The sequence below is a fragment of the Streptococcus sp. DD12 genome (assembly GCF_001578885.1).
Classification (GTDB): Bacteria; Bacillota; Bacilli; order Lactobacillales; family Streptococcaceae; genus Streptococcus.
In genome coordinates this window covers 180,028-202,182 of record NZ_KQ969495.1, presented here as the reverse complement: position 1 = coordinate 202,182, position 22,155 = coordinate 180,028, and the positions used below count along the sequence as shown (strand labels likewise).

General features: G+C 45.4%; 19 protein-coding genes and 1 pseudogene. 6 read left to right on the top strand and 14 right to left on the bottom strand.

All coding sequences use genetic code 11. The features are described from left to right. Window positions 1-195: 195 nt before the first annotated feature. On the top strand, window positions 196-1,650 hold the full coding sequence (locus tag STRDD12_RS00930; RefSeq protein WP_066914063.1) for an APC family permease: 1,455 nt from the start codon (window positions 196-198) through the stop codon (window positions 1,648-1,650). Between the two features lie 126 nt (window positions 1,651-1,776). Then, entirely contained in the window at window positions 1,777-2,190 is a 414-nt protein-coding gene (locus tag STRDD12_RS00925; RefSeq protein WP_066914061.1) for an EamA family transporter, read from the top strand. 126 nt (window positions 2,191-2,316) lie between these two features. Here the strand turns inward: STRDD12_RS00925 and asnS are convergent, their stop codons facing one another. The 3 genes from asnS to STRDD12_RS00910 all read right to left on the bottom strand — a co-directional run bounded on the left by asnS (window position 2,317) and on the right by STRDD12_RS00910 (window position 7,351). After that, complete coding sequence (gene asnS, locus STRDD12_RS00920) at window positions 2,317-3,660, bottom strand: asparagine--tRNA ligase (protein WP_066914059.1); 1,344 nt, start codon at window positions 3,658-3,660, stop codon at window positions 2,317-2,319. Window positions 3,661-3,673: 13 nt separating this feature from the next. After that, entirely contained in the window at window positions 3,674-4,825 is a 1,152-nt protein-coding gene (locus STRDD12_RS00915; RefSeq protein ID WP_082753073.1) for a pyridoxal phosphate-dependent aminotransferase, read from the bottom strand. A gap of 63 nt (window positions 4,826-4,888) precedes the next feature. Beyond that, the gene (locus tag STRDD12_RS00910; RefSeq protein ID WP_066914055.1) at window positions 4,889-7,351 is read right to left on the bottom strand and encodes a bifunctional DnaQ family exonuclease/ATP-dependent helicase; all 2,463 of its coding nucleotides are present in this window, start codon (window positions 7,349-7,351) and stop codon (window positions 4,889-4,891) included. Window positions 7,352-7,456: 105 nt separating this feature from the next. On the opposite strand from STRDD12_RS00910, the gene STRDD12_RS00905 reads away from it, so the two are divergent. Then, complete coding sequence (locus STRDD12_RS00905; protein WP_066914053.1) at window positions 7,457-7,906, top strand: NUDIX hydrolase; 450 nt, start codon at window positions 7,457-7,459, stop codon at window positions 7,904-7,906. Window positions 7,907-7,973: 67 nt separating this feature from the next. Further along, a complete protein-coding gene (locus STRDD12_RS00900) occupies window positions 7,974-8,270 on the top strand; it encodes a DUF1827 family protein (protein ID WP_066914050.1) in 297 nt (98 codons plus the stop codon). A gap of 40 nt (window positions 8,271-8,310) precedes the next feature. Here STRDD12_RS00900 and STRDD12_RS00895 read toward each other — a convergent pair whose 3' ends face one another. The 4 genes from STRDD12_RS00895 to STRDD12_RS00880 form a co-directional block, all read right to left on the bottom strand. Beyond that, window positions 8,311-8,706, bottom strand: coding sequence for a rhodanese-like domain-containing protein (locus STRDD12_RS00895; protein WP_066914045.1), 396 nt, complete (start codon window positions 8,704-8,706; stop codon window positions 8,311-8,313). Between the two features lie 21 nt (window positions 8,707-8,727). After that, window positions 8,728-9,693 carry an ROK family glucokinase gene (locus STRDD12_RS00890; protein ID WP_066914044.1) on the bottom strand — a complete coding sequence of 322 codons (966 nt, stop codon included), beginning with the start codon at window positions 9,691-9,693 and terminating at the stop codon, window positions 8,728-8,730. Continuing rightward, a complete protein-coding gene (locus STRDD12_RS00885) occupies window positions 9,668-9,892 on the bottom strand; it encodes a YqgQ family protein (protein WP_066916168.1) in 225 nt (74 codons plus the stop codon). Before STRDD12_RS00885 ends, STRDD12_RS00890 begins: the two co-directional genes overlap by 26 nt. 65 nt (window positions 9,893-9,957) lie before the next feature. Next, window positions 9,958-10,458 carry a Dps family protein gene (locus STRDD12_RS00880; RefSeq protein WP_066916166.1) on the bottom strand — a complete coding sequence of 167 codons (501 nt, stop codon included), beginning with the start codon at window positions 10,456-10,458 and terminating at the stop codon, window positions 9,958-9,960. A gap of 130 nt (window positions 10,459-10,588) precedes the next feature. On the opposite strand from STRDD12_RS00880, the gene STRDD12_RS00875 reads away from it, so the two are divergent. After that, a complete protein-coding gene (locus STRDD12_RS00875) occupies window positions 10,589-11,248 on the top strand; it encodes an A24 family peptidase (RefSeq protein WP_066914043.1) in 660 nt (219 codons plus the stop codon). Window positions 11,249-11,289: 41 nt separating this feature from the next. Here STRDD12_RS00875 and STRDD12_RS00870 read toward each other — a convergent pair whose 3' ends face one another. Next, window positions 11,290-13,191, bottom strand: coding sequence for a GBS Bsp-like repeat-containing protein (locus tag STRDD12_RS00870; protein ID WP_066914035.1), 1,902 nt, complete (start codon window positions 13,189-13,191; stop codon window positions 11,290-11,292). Between the two features lie 476 nt (window positions 13,192-13,667). Between STRDD12_RS00870 and STRDD12_RS08390 the strand changes: the two are divergent. Further along, window positions 13,668-14,012, top strand: a pseudogene (locus STRDD12_RS08390) (CapA family protein); the annotation flags it as partial. 292 nt (window positions 14,013-14,304) lie between these two features. Here the strand turns inward: STRDD12_RS08390 and STRDD12_RS00860 are convergent. The 6 genes from STRDD12_RS00860 to STRDD12_RS00835 all read right to left on the bottom strand — a co-directional run. Then, window positions 14,305-15,495, bottom strand: a complete 1,191-nt coding sequence (locus STRDD12_RS00860; RefSeq protein ID WP_066914029.1) for a DUF998 domain-containing protein — start codon at window positions 15,493-15,495, stop codon at window positions 14,305-14,307. Window positions 15,496-15,591: 96 nt separating this feature from the next. Further along, on the bottom strand, window positions 15,592-17,451 hold the full coding sequence (locus tag STRDD12_RS00855) for a proline--tRNA ligase (protein WP_197456641.1): 1,860 nt from the start codon (window positions 17,449-17,451) through the stop codon (window positions 15,592-15,594). A 16-nt stretch (window positions 17,452-17,467) separates the two neighbouring features. Next, entirely contained in the window at window positions 17,468-18,733 is a 1,266-nt protein-coding gene (rseP, locus tag STRDD12_RS00850; protein WP_066914028.1) for an RIP metalloprotease RseP, read from the bottom strand. Between the two features lie 21 nt (window positions 18,734-18,754). Then, window positions 18,755-19,549 carry a phosphatidate cytidylyltransferase gene (locus STRDD12_RS00845; protein WP_066914027.1) on the bottom strand — a complete coding sequence of 265 codons (795 nt, stop codon included), beginning with the start codon at window positions 19,547-19,549 and terminating at the stop codon, window positions 18,755-18,757. A gap of 9 nt (window positions 19,550-19,558) precedes the next feature. Beyond that, window positions 19,559-20,305 (bottom strand): isoprenyl transferase, encoded by a 747-nt coding sequence (locus STRDD12_RS00840; protein WP_156471423.1) that lies wholly within the window; start codon window positions 20,303-20,305, stop codon window positions 19,559-19,561. A gap of 149 nt (window positions 20,306-20,454) precedes the next feature. Beyond that, a partial coding sequence (locus tag STRDD12_RS00835; protein ID WP_082753027.1) for an ATP-dependent Clp protease ATP-binding subunit occupies window positions 20,455-22,155 on the bottom strand: 1,701 nt, incomplete at its 5' end.

Below are 22,155 nucleotides of genomic sequence, written 5' to 3'. Positions count from 1 at the left end.
GCTAGTATTGTACCATTTTTGAGCCTAATAAAAAATGAATAAGAAGAAAAATAAGCTGGGGAGGGCTGCTAGCGAATGTCAACCTGTTTTGTTTAAAAATGTTTTATTTTTTGCGTGAAATCGCTTCCCTTTTTCCGGTTAATTTGTTATGATTAAGGCGAAAAATTTCTTTTCCTTGTTTCAGGAGGTGATTTTATGGAAAAGAATGATAAACAGCTAAAATGGGTAACCATTGCGCTGATTGCCTTTAACTTGGTTTGGGGACTTGGTAACGTCGTCAACAACTACTCCCAACAGGGAATTAGTGTTGTGACGTCTTGGGTCATTATTTTGGTCATCTACCTGATCCCATATGCTTTAATCGTTGGCCAATTAGGAGCCACCTTCAAGCAACACGAAGGCGGGGTAACGGAATGGATTTCTAGGACCTCTACCAAACGCTTAGCCTTCTTTGCGGCTTGGACCTTCTGGGTGACGCAAATTCCTTATTTGGCCCAAAAAGCTCAAGTTATCCTCATTGCCCTCGGTTGGGTTGTTCAGGGAAACGGAGACTTTTTGAGTTCATTGGCAACACCTGCCTTGGTTGGACTTGAACTCTTTGCCTTCTTGTTCCTGCTTTATCTTTCCACCAAGGGATTAAAAGCTCTCAAATACTTGGGAACCCTGGCCGGTGCATCCATGCTGGTCATGTCCTTGCTCTTTATCTTGCTTGCCGTGGCCCTTCCTGCCATCAAGCCTGACTTGCAATTGGCAACCCCACACATGGACCAAGTGTCCACCTACATTCCTAAGTTCGATTTCACCTACTTCACCATGATTGCCTTACTGGTCTTCTCTGTCGGTGGGGCTGAAACCATGTCGCCTTATGTCAATCAAGTCAAAAACCCAGCCAAGGAGTTTCCAAAAGGGATGATTGCCATGGTGGTCATGGTTGGTATCTGTGCCATCTTTGGGTCCTTTGGTATGGCCATGCTTTTTGACAGCAACCATATTCCTGCTGACTTGATGCGAAATGGTGCCTACCAAGCCTTTGATGTTTTGGGACAACATTGGCATGTGGGCCGTAGTTTAGTTTTCATTTATGCAGTAACCCAATTTATCGGGCAAGCTTCTGTTTTAGCCCTCAATGTGGATACCCATATGCAACTTTTCTTGGGTAGTGAAAATGAAGAATTTATCCCAAGCTGGCTTCGCAAACGCAGTAAAAAAGGCACTCTGGTCAATGGTTACTTGCTAACAGGGGTTCTGGTGTCAATTCTGATTGCCCTGCCTTTACTTGGTCTGAAAGAAATCGATGGTATCGTTCACTGGCTGACCAACTTGAATGCCATTGTTCTTCCAATGTCCTACCTCTGGGTGTTTGTGGCTTTCTTCCTCTTGTACCGCGAATGGGACAAATACAAAAATGCAGAATACGTCTTTGTTAAAAATAAAAAACTTGGTTTCATTGTCGGAGCTTGGGGATTTGGTTTTACAGCCTTTGCCTGCATTCTGGGTATGTTCCCACAAGTTGACATGGCTAGCCAACCAACCGAATGGTGGTTTGCCTTCTTGACCAATATTATCACACCTGTGGTTCTATTAGCTCTTGGGCTCATCTTGCCATGGATTGCTCGGCGGGAAAAGAAATCCCTCAGTCTTAACGAATAGGCCCTTCTGCCTGCTCAAAAAAATCAGTCTTCTTCCTTAAAGACTGATTTTTTATTTCAGTTCATCTTAAACCGCCTCTTGTTTCTGTGCTCCCTTTGGCCTATAATGAAATAAAAGGAGGATTCTATGTGGGTAATTTTTGCACTTTTATCGGCTGTATTTGCTGCCTTGACAGCTATTTTTGCTAAGATGGGTATTGAACAGGTCAATAGTAACCTAGCGACGGCCATCCGTACAGTGGTGGTCGTTCTTATGGCCTGGGCCATCGTTTTTATGACCAAGAGCCAGTCTGGTCTCTCTCACATTAGTCAAAAAAGTTGGCTCTTTATAACCCTATCAGGGCTTGCTACAGGTGCCTCATGGTTATGCTACTACCGTGCCCTGCAACTAGGGCGCGCCACAGAGGTGGCAGCCATTGATAAACTTAGTATTGTCTTCACCCTCATTTTAGCCTTTGTACTCCTCCATGATGCCTTTACCCCTAAGGCTTTAATTGGCTGTGCCCTGATTACCCTCGGTACCTTGTTGATGGTCGGTTGATAAATACCCATTAGCAGGACATCTGATTCATTTTTCAAATTTAAGAGCATAGAAAAAAGAAGACCACAAGGTCTTCTTTTTTTGATCCAAATAGGCATCAGATTGTGAAAGAGAGGTTCTTCTGCCTTAAGGTTTGATCCGGTGAAGCATCCGTGGGAATGGGATGGCTTCTCGGATGTGCTTAGTTCCTGCAGCAAAGGTTACCATCCGTTCGATACCGATTCCAAAACCACAGTGGGGAACGGAGCCGTATTTGCGGAGGTCTAGGTAAAAGTCATATTCAGATTTGTCCATACCAAGCGCATCCATCTTAGCAATAAGGGCATCGTAATCTGTTTCCCGCTCTGATCCTCCGATGATTTCTCCGTAACCTTCTGGAGCCAACAAGTCCGCACAAAGCACGCGCTCAGGGTTTCCTGGTACCGGCTTCATATAGAAAGCTTTAAAGCTGGCTGGATAGTTGACGATAAAGGTTGGAAGACCAAAGTAGTTAGAAATCCAGGTTTCATGCGGTGAACCGAAATCATCACCCGGCTCTAAATGCTCGTAGTCCGCATCAGCATCATTTTCATGAGCTTGCAAAAGGGCAATGGCATCATCATAAGAAATCCGCTTGAAAGGCTCGTCGATGTATTTTTGCAAGAGACTGGTGTCACGTTCCAAGGTTTCCAAAGCTTCTGGAGCTCGGTCTAGGACACCTTGAATCAAGGCCTTAACGTAAGCTTCTTGCAAATCCAAACTCTCATCGTGAGACAAGAAAGGGTACTCCGCATCCATCATCCAAAACTCTGTCAGGTGACGACGGGTCTTGGATTTTTCCGCGCGGAAAACTGGTCCAAAGTCAAAGACCCGTCCCAAGGCCATAGCTCCCGCTTCCAGATAAAGTTGTCCTGATTGACTGAGAAAGGCTGGTGAACCAAAGTAATCCGTCTCAAAGAGCTCCGTAGAATCCTCTGCAGCATTACCAGACAGGATAGGGCTATCAAACTTGATAAAACCATTTTGGTCGAAAAACTCATAGCTAGCATAGATAATCGCATTACGGATTTGCATAATGGCTACCTGCTTGCGAGAGCGCAACCAGAGGTGACGGTTATCCATCAAAAAGTCAGTCCCGTGCTCTTTTGGCGTAATCGGGTAATCTTTAGAAGCCCCAATAACCGCAATGTCAGTGATATCTAATTCATAGCCGAATTTAGAGCGTTCGTCTGCTTTGACAATCCCTTTCACTTCAACGGCTGTTTCTTGACTCAGATGACGAATGGTATTGAATTTTTCTTGCCCTACTTCTTCACCAAACTTTTCAATAAAGTTTGGTTTAAAAGCAACCCCTTGGAAAAAGGCAGACCCATCACGGAGTTGTAAAAAGGCGATTTTTCCTTTACCAGATTTGTTAGCTACCCAGCCACCAATGGTAACCTCTTCACCAACATGTTCTTTAACATCTCGAATTGCTGTGTATTTTGACATAATCTTCTTTCTCTTATTCTTCCATGTAACGTTTGAGGCGACCTACCGCATCTTTGAGCGTATCTAAATCGGTCGCATAGCTGAGACGGACGTGTTCTGGCGCACCAAAACCGGCACCTGTTACTAGAGCAACTCCCGTTTTTTCTAAAATATCTGTTGTAAAGGCCGTGACATCATCAAACCCTTTAATAGCCATGGCTTGCGACACTTTTGGAAAGAGGTAAAAAGCACCTTGCGGTTTGATGACTTCAAAACCAGGCACTTCCTCTAACAGAGGGAAAATGGTATTGAGCCTTTCTTCAAAAGCTTGCCGCATAGTTTCCACATCACTTTGATCGCCAGTCAAAGCTTCAATCGCTGCATATTGAGACACAGCTGTCAGATTTGAAGTGGTCTGGCTAATCATCTTACTCATACCTGATATAATGTCAGCTTCACCAGTTGCAAAACCGACCCGCCAGCCAGTCATGGCATAGGTTTTAGACACCCCATTTATGACGACTGTTTGCTTTTTAATGGCTTCAGATAGGCTAGAAATCGGCGTAAATTCGGCACCATTATAAACCAAGCGACCGTAGATATCATCCGCTAAGATGATAATATCATTGGCAACTGCCCACTCTCCTAGAGCCTGAAGCTCTTTAGCTGAGTAAATCATGCCCGTAGGATTGGATGGGCTATTGAGCAAGAGCACTTTGGTTTTATCCGTCTTAGCAGCCTCTAAATCATCAGGGGTGACCTTAAAGCCATTTTCTTGCTTGGCATCAACAAAAACAGGCTTGCCTTCGGCTAACTCAACCTGATCGGCATAAGACACCCAGTAAGGTGTCGGGATGATCACTTCATCACCTGGGTCAATGACGGTCATGAAAAAGGCGTATAGGATAAATTTAGCCCCTGTGCCGACCACAACCTGGTTGGCAGCTACCGAATAACCATAATAAGTCTGAAAATACTGGTCAACAGCAGCCTTCATCTCAGGCAGGCCGTCTGCCTGCGTATAAAAGCTTGCCCGACCATCCGTGATAGCAGCAATAGCTGCCTCTTGAATAGCTTTCGGCGTCACAAAGTCAGGTTGCCCCAAGGTTAGCGACAAAATATCTTTGCCTTGAGCCTTTAAGGCTTTGGCCCTTGCGCCAGCCGCCAAAGTGACACTTTCTGCCATATTTTGAATTCGTTGTGATAGTCTCACGTACTTTCCCCCTTAAATAGTCCTTGCATCCTCTTATTATAGCAAAAAATCTGACAAATCACGGAGGATTTCTGGGAATTCTTCATTTTTTATCGGTAAATATTGCTTCAAATAAGCAATTGCCACTTCGCCATAGCCCTTGTGCAAGAAACGGTTATCCAACAAGAGAACGGCTGATTTTTGATTGTCCCTGCGATTGGTTCGACCGATGGCCTGTTGCAGGCGCAATAACATATGAGGCAGACTATAATGAGAAAAACTTTGCAATCCTCGCTCTTCCAGAAAAGCGCTCATTTTTACCATGAGGGGATCTTGCGGATTATCAAAGGGCAGGTGGGTGATGACTAGCACCAGACGGTCTTGCTGTGCAAAATCAACCCCCTCCCAGAAGCTCCCTGTTCCCAAAAGGAAAGCTCCCTCACCTTCATCAAAACGCTGTTTCGCTTTTTTTGCCTGTTCAAAATCTAACTGGCTGACAAAGGGAATCGCCAACTCTGTTAGGGCATCAGCTGTTTCCATGAGTAACTGCCGTGAAGTAAAGAGCACCAGACCTCGCTGTCCTAGCTGATAAAGTTGGTGTAGCCGTTCCAAGAGCGCTTGCACATACTGGGCACGTGACACCGCATGAACCTCTGGCATGCTGCGATCAATATAAAAGACCTGATTAGCTTTGGGAGGCGTCTCAATCACGTGCAAATCAACTTTTTCACGTGCAAATCCAAGCAAATCCATCAAATTTACCTGTGGACTAATCGCTAGTGTCGCAGACACCAGATAAAGTTTTTTCACTGTGGGCAAATAGGCACTGAATAAACTGAGTTTTTCAGGGGATGCCTCCAACCAAAACAGTCTTTGTTCTGCGCGCATTTCCGTATACCACTGAAAGTAGCCCATACCAGACTGAGCCCAGCGCTTTTCGTCATCGCAAACACCCTCAGGTAACTCACGGATATCCTGTTGCAAGGCCTGAACCAAGTCGGCTCTAGGCACACCTCCTGCACGTCCACGGCTATCTGCCAGCAACTGCTCAATCACCCGCATGGCATCCTCTAGTAGGCGTTTGGTCAAAATATCCTGATTTTCTTTTAGCACTTGGGCTATACGCTTGGAAAAACTGACCAGTTCCAGGCGACGGCAAGAAAATTGTTCCGTCGCTAAATACATTCTCTGGGCTTCATCGATGACCACTATCTTGTCTGTCAGGAAGGCTTTATCGTCCTCGATCCGTGTCAACAGGTAAGCGTGATTGGTCACCAGAAGCGGAACCTCTTTGCCTCGCTCATAAGCCCTCTGCCAAAAATCAACCCCAGTAAAGAGCGACCCAGCCTTGAGCTTACCATCGTGACGTATGCCATCAATATAATCAGCCACCCGTTGCCATTGCCGGATTTCGGATAAATCACCTGTTTGGGTCTCCAAAAGCCAAACGATAAGTTGCATTTTAAAGCGTTGAATCAAGCGGTTATCTTGCTGTGCCAGGCTGTCATAAAAGGCATCTAATTTAATCAAATCCCTTGGGGACTTCAAGGATTGAAAATCCACATGAAAGACCTGGGCTAATTGCTGTAATTCCTGTTGGACCAACTGATCCTGCAAGGCCTTGGTCGGAACGCAAAGCACCACTTGTTGACTGGGATTGGCCATAAAAATACCTAGTAAGTAGGCATAGGTTTTCCCCAATCCAGCCGGGGCCTGAATGCCTGTGATGCGCCCATCATCAAGGCTGGTACGAACCCAATCGGCCATCTGTTCTTGTAACGGGCGTTCCTCCAAACCCAGCAAGGCCAAATTATGGCTCCACTCCTGAGAGAGGCGCCGTTTTTTCAGCAAGGGCCGAGGCTGAGGAACCACCAATTGCGCCACTTGGGTATAGCCTTTGGGTAAATCCTGTCGGCAATCTGCTAAACATTCCTCCAAAACCAGATACGTTTCATAGAGCAAGGCATCAGAAAAACGTAAGAGCAACTCGACTGTCTGACGAGGTAAAGACCGAATTTTATCCTGCAAAGTCATCAGCAACTGAGCGGTCGCCTGAGCATCCTGAATCGCTGTATGGGCCTGTTCAAGGTCAAGTGACAGCTCTTTTGCCAAAAAAGACAAATTATATTTTTCAAAACTCGGAAAAAATACTTGCGCTAACTCAACCGTATCCACGCGTGGCGTCCTCAACTCATAGCCTTCAAAGAAAAGGGCCTCTGCCAAAAAATTGGCATCAAAAGTCACATTGTGAGCCACAAAAATACAATCAGCAATCAAGTCATAAACCTGACCGGCCACCTGTGAAAAATCAGGTGCCTGGGCTAACTGTTGGTCTGTAATGCCCGTTAATTCAATAATATGGTTGTCTAGAGGCTCATGAGGATTCACATCGGTCGCATATTCTGCCACTATCTTGCCTGCTTCAACGATAACAATGCCAATCTGGATAATTTTGCCATCACTTCTTGCGCTCGTGGCTTCTAAATCAACCACTGCATACTTCTTGTGCTTCGCATTCATCATACCGTTATTATAGCATGCTCTTTTAGCATTTTAAACCACCAAGCCATTTGAGCTCTAGTCATGAAAGCGCATTTTTGCTATAATAATAAAAAGGAGAGACTTATGACCATACCTGCATTTGGCATCAAAGAAGCCCACAAAACCTATCAGGACCGTTTTGGCGTTTACGCCATTATCCCAAATCCTGAAAAAACCCAAATTATTCTGGTACAAGCCCCAAATGGCGCCTGGTTTTTACCTGGTGGTGAAATCGAGGACGGGGAAAATCAAACCCAAGCACTGGCTCGGGAATTGCATGAAGAACTGGGATTTTCTGCTCAACTAGGGGCCTACCTCGGTCAAGCAGACGAATATTTTTATTCCTCCCACCGAGACACCTACTACCACAACCCCGCCTATATTTATGAGACCTTGTCCTATCAAGTTCTGGGAAAACCTCTAGAAGACTTCAATCATGTCGCTTGGTTTCCAATCTCAGAGGCTCGAGAAAAACTCAAACGAGGATCACATAAGTGGGGCCTTGACCAATGGTTGGCCAAAGAAAATGCTTAAATTTCTCTAACCAAGCCGTCAAAAAGTGGTATAATAAAACAAATAGACAAGAGACGAGGAGAAGGATATGAAACTGATTAACACGACAAGTAGCCATGGCAAGCTCGTACGTAGCCAACTGGCTAACACTGATGCCTCCTTAGTCGAGACGTATTCGGCGGGGAACACAGACGTTATCTTCACAGAAGCCCCGGGACACTATGAAATACTCATTTCCAATAAACACCGGGCTATTAAAGATAGTGAAATCACAACCATTCGTGAATTCTTCCTCAAGCGAAAAATTGATAAGAGTGCGCAATTTGAGCACATCAAAACCATCCACACGTCAAATCTGATTGAAATGACTATCCCTCGAGCTTAAGAAGCAAAAAGAGCATGAGACCCCTGTCTCACGCTCTTTTTTAGCCTTCTTTGACCTTGCCTTCCCAATAGTCAATACCGAATTTCAAAACATAGATTTCTTTGTAACCTGCAGCATGTAAGATACGAATCGCCTTACCGATAGTATTCACATCGCGGCTGCTACCATAAAGCAGGACGGGTTTTGTTTTAACCAAAGCCCCCAAACTTTCCTTGAATTGTTGAATGTTAAAGTTACGCGCCCCTAAGATATGTTTTTTGCGAAAGGCAACCGGGTCTCGTAAGTCAACCAGTTGTCCTTGGAGCATTTGCTCTTGAAAGGCTTGATTTTCAACATACTTAGCATAATGGTGACGCGCCCAGTAACGATAACCTTGCCAAGCCAAATAGATTAAAATCGCAACAATAAAGAGATATGTGATGATGTTTTCTGCCATGGTTTAAAGAATCCTTCTAATTTATGCCTCTTGTCTAGCCAAACTCGCTGCGCCAATGATACCAGCGTCATTGCCGAGTTCTGCAATCTTGATACGGGTCGTTTGTCGCACCTTAGGAAAAGCGTATTTTTGGAAATAGGTCTCCACACGACTACGCAAAAATTCACCTGCTGCCGAAACCCCACCGCCAATAACAACGGAATCAGGGTTCAAAATATTCGAAATATTAGCTACTGCCAAACCTAAATAAGCGCTGACACGGTCAACAATACTTTCTGCAAAGCTGTCGCCTGCCTTGGCCGCATCAAAGATATCCTTACTGCTAACCGCTTCCCCATTATCAATTTGGGCCTTAATATCTGAAGTGCCTTCGTAAGACTCCGCTAACAAACGCGCCACACGCACTACACCAGTCGCAGAAGCGACTGTTTCCAAGCAACCCTGATTTCCACAGGTGCAGGCAAAGCCATCTTGTGGTTCAACAATAACGTGGCCAATTTCACCACCAGCACCAGCCACACCATGGATAAGGTTGCCATCGGCAATGATACCACCGCCAACACCCGTTCCCAGAGTGACAAAAACAACATCAGGATTGTTTTCTCCAGCACCGACCCAACGTTCACCAAGCGCTGCCACATTGGCATCATTATCAATGGCAAAAGGAATCCCAATCTCGCGTTCGATCACGGAACCAATTTCCTGACGGTCCTCCCAGTTGAGGTTATAGGCATTAGAAACAGTCTTGGCCGAACGGTCAACCGCCCCAGGCGATCCCATACCGATACCTGCAAAGTCAGCTGCTGTCATCCCGTAGAGATCTAAGCGGTGTTTAATCGCTGCAACAATATCTGGCACAATATGCTTGCCATCATCCAATGTATTGGTTGCAATAGCCCATTTTTCTTGTACCTCACCTTGCAAGGTAACAATTCCAAATTTTATCGTTGTTCCACCAAGGTCAATCCCCAGAAGTTTTTTCGCCATGTTCTCGCTCCATTTCTAACCGATGCTCGCGTCTCAGGACCAGTTCGGCTTGCATAAATACTTGTCTGTCGATAAGTCCAGCTTCATAGATTTTCGCCAGTTCAATCTTCATCAACTCGATATCATACAAACGCTTGCCCATATAGACGATAATACCATAATGTTTTAATAATTGCTGCACATCGTATAAGGTTTCCATATGTGGATAATTGTAGCAAAAAAGCCCCTCTCTGACAAGAGGAAGCCTTTTCATTTTCTTTAAAATTAGTCTCTTGCGCCTCGGTTTGCTTCTGCTTTAAGCATCCACAAGTTTTTGTCAGCATCAGCTTTGGCTTGGACAAAAATATCGTTTGAGACATCATCCCCTTCAGAGGCCGTGTCATCCAAACCTTTTTGGAAAAGCTCTGACAAGTAGGCATAGACACCAATCAGACGTTCGATGCGGTCTTCCATGCTTAAATCATAAGACCCTGGTTCTTCAACTAATTGTGAATTGTCATCAAACTCTTTCAAAGTTGAGTAAGGGGCACCACCGATAGTAATCAAACGTTCGCTGATTTCGTCTAAGAAACCATTCAAAGTGTCCATGTACTCATCCATTTTTGGATGCAAGTAAAGGAAACCACGTCCACGCATATACCAGTGAACTTGGTGAATGATAGAGTAAGCTTTTGACAAATCAGCTACGGATTGGTTTAAAACGGCTTTTGTTTTTGGTAATTCTTCGTTTTTGTAAAGATTAGATACTGTAGGATTAGCAACCATGATAATAACTCCCTTCATTTTTGCTACACCTTATTATAGCACAATTCCCCCTGAAGCATGAGGCAAAAGGCTTCCTTTTTTCTTTTGAAAATCTGGGCACATTTAACAAATTCTTTTCGAATAAAGAAGTATGAAAACCTTAATCTTATTTTCTCTTGGTGCCTGTCTTGGCTCCTTTCTCGGACTCGTTGCCGACCGCTTTCCTGACCAATCCATCATCGGACCTGCCAGCCACTGTGGGGCCTGTCAGCGTCGGCTAGCCGCTTGGCAACTCGTTCCCATTGTCTCACAGACCCTGCTTAAAAGTCGCTGTTTTTATTGTAGGGCACCTTTTGCCTTGCGCTACCTGCTCGTTGAAATACTTTGCGCCTGTCTTTTTGGGCTTTGGAGTGTTGACATTTTATCGGGAACAACTCTCTGGCTGGCCATCATGGGCGTCCTGCTAGGCCTTTTTGACATCAAGTCTCGGCAATACCCACTTGTCATATGGATTTTTTTAACCCTGCCCCTATTGATGTCTGCTAAGCCAACGGTAGGCACCTGGATACTATTAGCGTTAGGCTTATTTGCGACCTTTCGGCCCTTTGGTATGGGCAATGGGGATTTTCTCTTTTTAGCGACCCTTTCATTGAACCTGAGTTTGATGCAGTTACTCTTACTGATTCAACTCGCTAGTCTAATAGCCATTGCCTATGCCTATTACTACAAACAAAAGAGCCGTCTCATCCCCTTTGTTCCCTTTATGACTGGGGCCTACTGTTTGATGGCTCTATGTCAATGGGTGTCTTAGAGCAAATCCAAAAATCGGTTAGACAAGCTAACCGATTTTTTTTAGAGCGCAAGGTAACGTCGCGTACCACTATAGGAAACATAGCTAAGCCATTGCCGTCCTTCAGCGACAAACTGGCGGTCATAGAGGATACTATCTCCTGCATTCAAGCTAAACACAACTGGGGCTGAGAGGTTGCCTTGATTTCTTACTTCTACTCGCTTGTTAAGCGTATAACGGCCAGAGCTTGGTAGAGAAGTCGTTGGCTGGTTAACTTGACCTAGGTTGACTTGTGTGCCAGCCACCCCATAGACTTGCCCATTGTCCGCCTTGTAATACAAATGCACATGGTAAACCCCTGAACTGTATGTATGGTTGGCTACATTGACGGTCACTTGGTAATTGCCATCATTTTGGCGACTTGCCCGATACCAGGTGATATCGTCTTGACCACCACTAGCACTCCATACTGGAACCAAAACCTCACTAATTGCATAAGGCGCTTGAATATGACTGACAGTCACCGTGAAACCGCTGCTTGTTTGCTTGCTGATAGCTAACTGACCGGATTGGACACCTTGAGGCGCTTTGGTGGTATGAACCGCTGTGGCTACACCAACTAAGCGACCATCCCCTTCGACATAGTAGAGGTGGGCATGATAAAGGCCGTAAACGCCTTTATGCTTGTCACGTTGCACATCAACTGTGTAACTCCCATCGTTTTGACGAACGGCATCATACCAAATCACATCATCTTGACCGTCGACAGCAGTCCAAACGGGTACCTTGACTTGGCGAATGCCCTTATTGTCTGAGACATTGGTCACTACCACCCGGAAATTACCGTTTTCCTGATCACTAAAGGCCAGACTGCCAGTCCGTTGGCTATCTGATTGCGGTTGCGCTACTGCTTGTGGCAAAGGTGCTAACGGAATATACCGCCGTGTGCGACTATAAGAAACATAACTAATCCATTGGTAACCATCGGTTTCCAAGACACGGTCATAGTAAATTTTTTCACCAGCATTGAAATGAAACTCTGTTGGTGCAGCTATCAGGGCTTGATTTTTGACTTCAACTTCTTCTTCAAAGGTATAGTATCCAGACTTTTCTAGCTGTTTACGGTTATCTGTTTGGCCTGCTAGGGTTGTTTCAGTCGTAGCAACCCCGACCAGTTTGTCACCTGGTTCGACATAGTAGAGATGGACATAATAGCGCCCTGATTCATTCTTGTGACGGCTTTTAGTCACAGTCACCTTGTAGTCCCCATTATTTTGCCGAGCAGCATCATACCAGACCAAATCATCTTGACCAGACTTAGCTGTCCAAACAGGCAGTTTAACAGCAAGGATACCATTAGTATCTTGCAAGTCTCGCACAAAAACGTCAAAACCATCATTGGTTTGGTTTTCAATCACTAATTGACCAGAAACCGCAGGGACATCACTGACACTGCGAGTAGCTCTGGTCTCTGCAACCGCTGGTGCTTGTCCAGCTTGCCGTTTTTCTTCCTGAATGGCAGCCTCTTTAGCTTGATCGTCTGCGACTTCTATGGACTCATCTGTATTATCGCTGGTTTGGGTAACACTGTCGGAAGGTTGTTGATCAGTCGAGTCAGCTACTAATTCTTCCCTTTGCCCATCTTGCTCGGAGTCAGATGCACTCCTTCCTCTAGCGTCATTGACTGTATCTACTTTAGAAGCGCTGGTTTCTTCTCGCCCCTCTTCAGCTTGCGAAGCGTCACTTTCTGTCTGACTTTCGACAACTTCCTGGCTGGTTTCCTCAGTCACTAAACCTTGAGCACTCGCTTGAGGCTCTATAGAATTTGTAGCAATAACTTCATCAGCCTCAACCTGTCCGGTCGCAAAAAGACATGCCGTAGCAATCAGAACTGAAGCAGCTCCAGAGGCATACTTACGAATAGAGAAGCGTTGTTTTTCATGTGTTGCGTATTTTCTCATCATCTTGTCCCCCATTAAGCATCTAAAAAGAGTTGTTAGTTATGTCAATAATCTGAGCAGGCGACTTGGTTTTTCTTTAAATCAAGCCGTTTAAGCTCCAACGTTCATTTTTATATAGAACAACCTCCAGCTTTATTATAGCGTTTTCATGTTGGAATTCAAGCGTTTTCTTTTATTTTTTTAAAAAAATAAACATGTTTTACTTTGAAAGCACTGTTAGATTTTACCATCACATTTTGTATTATTTATGTAGTTTATTACCTGGTATTTAATTTTTGAAACCTTTTCGCTAATGTAGAAATAAGGAGAGGTTGGGAGGTTATAGGATACAAAAACAGCAATTTTCGACTAGACAGGGATTCCCATTTATTTTCTTCTTTGTCCTCGCACTAGGACTCCTTTTGGCCTTTAATCGCCAAGAGCTCCATGCGACGCCAAGGAGCGAAGGGGCTGGTCACTCGTCTTTGCACAGTCACAAGCAAAGAGCACGGATTATGTGCCATGGTGACCCCCTCTACCATGATGGCTTGTATAGGAGCGCTATACAAAGCAATGGAAGCTATGATTTTTCAGAAAATTTCACCTATGTGAAAGCTTGGTTTGATCAAGCGGATTTGGTTATCGGAGATTTTGAGGGGACCATTTCTCTTGATAAACCACTAGCAAGCTACCCTCTCTACCCTTACCATACCTGGATTTTAGATGACTTTATCAGAGGTGGAAAGGAAGGTCAACATATTGACCTCGCTACACAAGAACGTATCAACAGGGCTTATCAGGAGATGACCCAACATGTCCATCTCAATTGGCCTCAAGGCAACTAAAAAGAGAAGTTAACCACACATTAACTTCTCTGATTTGATTGAAAACAAAATCTTTAAAGGACATCTTTTAGGGGAGAGATGCGCGCTAGCAACTTCTGACAGGTGCCCTACCTTCACTTCGTACCTAAGGTCTCAAAAATTTCCAAACGCTTGAACCCCCTCGGTTTCAGGCCTTTTTGCTGGTGGCAAGTTTTGCTTTTTACGTGTCAGGATTTGTGCTCCTTTATGGGCAGAGCTTCGGAGAATCGCCCACTATCACAGTCTTGTCTAGGGGCTACAATTTCCTTTTTAGTTAGCACTTGGTATCTGAAAAAAATTCTCCCTGCTTAATGGTTTTCACCAATAAAACCTGGTCTTTTTCTGGATAGATTTGAGCTTGTATGCGGTTGAGCAAGAGCATGAGCCAAGCAAAAGCAAGGACAAAGGCCGTCAGTTCAAAGGCCGTCAGTGACAGGTAATGGATGATTTGAAAGGCTACTTCAAGGCCCAAGAGAACAGCTCCGACGATATAAGAGGTCCAGTAGAATTCTTTGCCAAGCTCGGGCATGAGAAAGCGAATGGTCACAATTAAAAGCAAGACCACGATAATCAGTTGCCCTGCAAATTCATTGTGCAGACGATGAAAGGCTGGGTCGTTTGGAAAATACCCCACTAGGCCCAAGTCAAGCCCTAAAAGCGACAAGAGAATCCTGCAGATGGTGTGCTTGAAGTTGGGTCCTTGAAGTTGCCGTAGGGTCGCAAAGAGGTAATCAATCAAGGCGATAAAAATCAAGGCTGATAAAATCAAGGTTAAATTAAAGGCCCAGGGGCCGTGCGCCTGATTGGTTCCCAAAAAACTTAGGTTATGCTGCCACCACTTGGCATTTTTATTGGTTACCATAGCCACAGTGACACCAATGATAATCACCAGAGTAAAGAAATAAGTCAGCCACCTTGCCTTAAAAAGCGACGCAAAAAGACTGGCCGCTGAGGCGAGAAAGTAGGTTAAAATCCCAAAAATCAGGGTAGAGGTGAAAATGTCAAAACTCGCTCCCGAGAAAAATTGTTCTAACATCCAGAAAAATCCAATTAGAATACTTTCAAAAATGACCCCGACTGCTAAAACCACAACAGGAAAGTTCCGCCAAAATAAACGCCGAGAATGTTCGGCCTGAAACAACTGGCGATTTTTAATCAGGGTCCAAGCAAAGAGCACAATGATAGCAGGACCTGACAGCCCAATCACAAGGGATGAAATGGAATCGCGACCTGTTAAAGAAACTTGGGGATTGCCCTGTAAACTAACAAAAGCGGTAAAAATAAGTGCAAGCACTACTGATAAAAACATGAGCCAGTTGTTGGAGACCTGCCAACGCTTTTTATGGTCCTTCCCCAATAAAATCAGACGGTTGTCCTCCAGCTGACCCAAAATCGTACTGTCCGAGGCTAAGTGGAGATTGTCTACTACTTCTTGACTCAGCTTAATATAATAGTCTCTTGACATATCGACTGATGATCCCTTTCTTCTTTTACAAAAACCACCGCTAGGCTAGGCTGATTCCTAAACATCAGTTTAGCCAAACGGCGGTTATCGACTTTCTTATTCTTCGCTAGTGTTTAGAATTTTCAAGGTTTCAACTAAGTTTTCAGCATTTACCTCAATCGTATCACCAGTCGCTTTGATTTTAACTTCGACAATGCCTTCACCAGCTTTTTTACCAATGGTCACGCGCACAGGCAAACCAATCAGGTCGCTGTCAGAGAACTTGGAACCGACACGTTCGTTGCGGTCATCCACAAGAACCTGATAACCAGCAGCCACCAAGTCGGCTTCGATTTGTGCGGTTAAGTCATTTGACACGTCATCCTTGGTATTGACCGTGATGACATGGACATCAAATGGTGCCAACTCCTCAGGGAAATTCACCCCCCAAGCAAAACGGAATTGGCCTTTAGGCGTTTTGTTTACAAAAATACGGGCATGTTGTTCCATAACGGCGGACAAAATACGACTGACACCGATACCATAAGAACCCATGATAATCGGTATCGCCCGACCATTTTCATCCAAGACATCCGCCCCCATGCTTTCAGAGTAACGGGTTCCCAGTTTAAAGATATGGCCAATTTCGATACCACGGGCAAATTTGAGTCTTCCGACACCATCTGGGGCTTCTTCGCCTTCTTTGACTTCGCGAATATCAACAAATTCCGCTTGGAAATCACGGCCATGATTTACCCCAGTCAAATGATAGCCATCTTCATTGGCACCAACCACAGCGTTGTGAACATTTTGAATCTTGCGGTCAGCGATGATACGCAGGTCTTCTGGTAAACCAACCGGACCTAGCGACCCAAAATGCGCACCAAAGACAGCTTTGGCCTCGTCTTCACTGGCTACTTCCAGGAAGTCAGCTCCCAAGAAGTTCTTCAATTTCACATCATTGACTTGGTCATTGCCAACAAGTAACGCAACAACAGGTTCGCCATCTGCCATAAAGACTAGGGTCTTGATGCTTTGTTCTTCTGGCAAATCTAGAAAAGCACAGACTTCATCAATCGTTTTACAATCAGGCGTTGCGACTTTCTGCACCTCTTCTTCCACAAATACGGCAGTGCTTTCCTTAAAGGCATTGGTCGCCATTTCAAGGTTTGCCGCGTAGTCAGAGGCGTCTGAATAAGCTATGGTATCTTCTCCCGAAATCAGCCAAGCACTCAGTTCCTCACGAATCGCTTCTTTAACCTCTTCTGGCACTTCATCCAAAGAGTTAATCGATTTATCCAATACTACCCAATGGTTAAGGTCTGTTCGGTCGGGTGTAATCGCCATAAATTCTTGGCTGTCCTTACCACCCATCGCACCACCATCTCCGATGATAGCTTTGAAATCAAGACCAAAACGTGTGAAAATGCGTTCATAAGCACGGCGGTAGTCTTCGTATGCACGGTCCAAGTCCTCATAGTTGGCATGGAAGGTATAGCCGTCTTTCATGATGAACTCACGGGTCCGCAACAGGCCATTGCGCGGGCGCTTTTCATCGCGATACTTCGACTGAATTTGGTAAAGATTGAGGGGGAGCTGTTTATAAGATTTAACAGAATCCCGCACCAAAGCTGTCATGGTTTCTTCATGCGTTGGTCCCAAGATAAAATCAGAGCCATCACGATTTTTCAACTTGAAGAGGTCTTCCCCGTAAGTTTCATAACGTCCTGATTCTTTCCAAAGGTCAGCTGTTAAAAGAGCAGGGGCCAACAATTCAACCGCCCCAATCTTTTCAAACTCTTCGCGTAAAATGGTTTTAATTTTTTCTAATACACGGTTGGCCAAGGGCAGATAAGCATAAATACCTGCTGAAACTTGGCGGACATAACCGGCACGTAACATGAGCGCATGGCTAATAACCTGTGCGTCTGATGGCATTTCCCGTAAGGTTGGGATGAGCATATGACTTTGTTTCATGACTTGATTCTCCGTTTTAATTCATAAAGGCCCGAACAATATCGTTCCAGGTAACTGCTACCATCAGAATGACCATGAGGGCCACTCCAACTAAGGTAACAATGGTTTCAGTTTCTTGTCGCAAAGGCTTACGACGTACCGCTTCGATGAGGTTAAGCAAAATCTTACCGCCATCTAAAGCTGGAATCGGTAATAAATTGAAAATTCCAAGGTTGAGCGACAACATGGCTGTAAAGGATAGTAAAGCAATCAGCCCCGAATCAGCTGCTTGTCCAATCATTTGGTACATGGCAACTGGCCCGCCCAACTTATTGAGGCTAGGGTGTAACACCAAATTTTTCAGCGCATTTAAAATGCTAAAGGCTGAGTCCCATGCCATGGTAAAACTGCCCGTCAGCTTATCCCAAAAGCCCGTTTTAAGACCAACTGAAATTCCCAAAAGGTAATTTCCACTGACTTTTTTGGGGGTAATGGCAACCTCATGGGTTTTGCCTTGGTGGGCATAACTTACGGTCAGACTAGGGGCTGTCTTATGGTCGCTGGTCGCTTTTGACACAGCCTGAGCAATTTCTTCCCAGTTTGATGTCGCTGTCTGATTGACCGCCAAAATACGGTCACCCGATACTAAGCCAGCTTGGGCTGCCGCGCCACCTGACTGGACTTGAATGGCATTGGTAGAGGCATCTTGCGCCCCACCTTGCATCAAAATAACAGCCAGACACAAGACAATCCCAAGGATAAAATTATTGAGCGGTCCTGCAAAGTTGGTCAACAAGCGTCCCAGTAAGGAAGCATTCTGAAATTGCACATCTTTAGGGGCGATACGAATCTCCGTACCATCCTCTTCGACAATGGTTGCATCATGGTCTACTACAAAGCTACGGCTCTCTTCACCGACCAACCCAGTGATGGTGAGAGCATCCTCTAAATCATAGCTGGTCACGCGCATAGGAAGGGCCGTTACATCATCCTGATGGTCAGTGAGATTAATGCGGGTGACTTGACCAGAGGGCCCCAGGGTCAAAGTGACGGGGGAACCGGGACGTATTTCAGTCGTGTCTTCACCCCAGCCCGCCATCCGAACATAGCCCCCCAAGGGGAGCATCCGAATCGTATAACTCACCCCATCACGACCGATATGGGCAAATAATTTCGGGCCCATCCCAATTGAGAATTCACGCACTAAGATACCTGAACGACGGGCAAAATAGAAATGGCCAAATTCATGCACAATGACAATCAGGCCAAAAACAATGATAAAAGCAAGTATTCTTACAAACACAACAGCACCTTCTTTCTTTGCCTAGAAAAGACCAAAAAGGTACATGAGTGGAAAGACAAAAAGCAAGCTATCAAAACGGTCCAATATACCGCCATGTCCGGGAATAAGCTTTCCGGAATCTTTGACCCCAAAATGACGCTTGTAGGCACTCTCAACCAAATCACCAAATTGCGCTATCGCACTGAAGATGACTACCAACACTAACATAACAATGAAGTTGTGCGGGCTATAAACCGGAGCATCTATGAGCATAAAGACAAAGGAAACCAAGAGAGCACTCACAAGGCCACCGATACTGCCTTCTACCGTCTTATTGGGCGACACTGCAGGTAAAAGAGGGGTCTTTCCAATCCGGCGACCTACCATATAGGCCCCGATGTCAGTTGCCCAGACTAAGAAGAGGGCAAACAGCACTTTATCTAAACCAGCATCACGGCCGATATTCAGGTAATGAAAGCCGATACCCACATAAAAACTCGCCGCAATCGGAAAACTCGCCTCTTCGATAGAATAACGGCTATGATTAAAGACTGTACCTGCTAAGAGCGCAAAAACAAAGAGCGCAAAGGCAATCAGGTTGGCCTCCAAGGGTAAAAAGCTAAAATAAGACCCTAGGGGCAAAGACAAAACAAAGGCTGCCAATAGGGTTAAAACCCCTTCGAGTGAGAAAACTTCGAGTTGGCGCATCTTCAAGAGCTCACTAACCCCTATCATGGCCAATACCCCCACAAAAAGATGGAAGGGCAGACCGCCAAAAATGAGAAAAGGTAAGAAAATTAAGAGGGCGATGCCCCCAAAAATAACACGTTTTTGCATGGTATCTCCTTATTTTAGTCCACCAAAGCGACGGTCCCGCTGGCCAAAAGAGGCGATGGCCGTCCGCAATTCCTCTGCCCCGAAATCAGGCCACAAGGTATCTGTGATGTAAAATTCGCTGTAGGCTGATTGCCATAAGAGAAAATTACTCAAGCGAAATTCTCCGCTCGTTCGAATAACCAAATCGGGGTCCTGCAAGTCCGCTGGTAATTGCGCGGTCATCAGATGTTCTTGAACCGTCTGGGCAGTGATAGCCTCAGGAGCAAGCCCCTCAGCTACAATCTGTTGGACAGCCCTGGTGATGTCGTCTCGGCCACCATAATTAAGCGCAAAGTTCAAAATCAGACCCGTGTTCTCCTTGGTCAACTCACGCGCGCGGTCGAGGGCATCTAAGGTAGCCTGTGGCAGAGGCGCTCGGTCTCCAATCATTTCCACACGAACATTGTTTTCATGAAGTTTGGGCACATAGGTATTAAAAAAGTCAACAGGCAGTTGCATGATGAAAGAAATTTCATCCTTTGGACGGCTCCAATTTTCTGTTGAAAAAGCATAGACCGTCACCACTTTCACACCTAAATCCGAGGCAGCAATGGTCACCTTCTGCAAGGCATCCATTCCCGCCTTATGTCCCATGACTCTCGGTTGCAAGCGTTTTTTCGCCCAACGGCCATTGCCATCCATGATAATCGCCACATGACCTGGAATCTGTCCAAGTTCTGGCACTTGTGCTTTACGTTTTCGTCTAAACATCAGCATTCCTCTTCTATGATATCTGTACTATTTTATCATAAAGCTGTCCATTTGGCTAACTTCCCCTAGCTGGAAGGAAAACACAAAAAAACAGCCTAGCCACTCACAAGTTAATCGTCACATCAACTCATGAGATAGCCTACACTGTTTCTTTGTTATTGAGCTTTTTCAAAATGCAAACGCTTCTTTTTCAGACCAACTTTTAGGGTATCCCCTGCTTTAAAGTCGTCGGAGAGAATCCATTCAGCCAAGGGGTCTTCAAGAGCGGTTTGAAGGGTCCGACGGAGTGGGCGAGCCCCCATCTCAGGGTCATAACCTTCTTTTGCCAAATGATCCAGCGCTTGGGCACTGATTTTCAAGGTCTTGCCTTGCTCAGCCAAATGCGCAATCAGCGGTTTAACCATCAATTTGACAACTGCCTTCATGTCCGTGTCGGTCAGACTATGGAAGACCACTTTCTCATCAATCCGGTTGATAAATTCAGGCCGATAATGGCGTTTTAACTCTTCCAAAATCCGCTTTTGCATAGCCTCATGGTCATGCACCAGGGCTTGAGCACCAAAACCAACTGTTTTATCATCTCTCAGCGCTGTCGCACCCAGATTAGACGTCATGATGATAATGGTATTTGAAAAATCAACTTGACGACCACGGCTGTCCGTTAAGACACCATCATCCAGTACCTGCAAGAGCAAGTTAAAGGTATCCGGATGGGCTTTTTCAATTTCATCAAAGAGTAAAACTGAGTAGGGACGATTGCGAACCTTTTCCGTCAGTTCACCCCCCTCATCATACCCAACATAGCCTGGAGGGGCACCGTTGAGACGGCTAGCTGCAAATTTCTCCATATACTCGGACATATCAAAACGAATCAAAGCAGACTCGTCATCAAAGAGCAACTCGGCTAGGGCCTTGGCCAATTCTGTCTTTCCGACACCCGTCGGCCCTAAGAACATAAAGGAACCAATTGGGCGTTTTCCTGTGCGAATGCCTGATTGATTGCGACGGATAGCTCGGCTAACCGCTGAAATGGCGGCATCCTGACCAATCACACGCTTGTGCAAGTCTTCTTCTAAGCGGAGGTATTTCTTGGCTTCGCTCTTGGTCATCTTAGCGACAGGAATACCTGACAACTGACTGAGAGTCTCTAAAACAACCTGCTCTGTCACCTGGTGACGGTTTTCAGCTTCTTCTGTCGCGGCCAATTGCTTAAGGGTCTGATTGGCCTTTCGAACATTTTGGTCTAGGATAGCCTGATCCAAATCAGTCAAAAAACCATGGCCCGCTACTGTTTGCTGATTTTGCACTTTTGAAGCCGCCTCATCAATCAGATCAATGGCAGAATCTGGCAAGTTTTTGCTGGTCAAATAACGCTTAGCCCCTGAAACAGCCGCCTCTAAAGCCCCATCTGTAATCTGAACATGGTGGAAACGCTCATAGCCTTCTTTAAGACCTTGTAGGATGGCGAGCGCTTCTGTTGTCGTTGGTTCTTCGATGAGAACCTTGGCAAAGCGACGCGACAAGGCTGCGTCTTTTTCGATATGTTTTTGGTATTCATCTTGCGTTGTCGCCCCCACCATGTGGAGAGTGCCACGAGCCAAGGCTGGTTTTAAGATATTAGCCGCATCCAAGGTCGAATCCATGCCGGAACCAGATCCCATAATGGTATGCAGCTCATCTACAAAAAGAATAATGTGAGCATCAGCTTCGATTTCAGCAATGATATTATTCATGCGTTCTTCAAAGTCCCCGCGAAAACGCGTGCCTGCCAAGACCGACATCATATCAAGTTCCAAGACTCGAAAATCAGCTAATTCGACCGGTACTTGCCCTTGGACCAGACGTTGGGCCAAGGC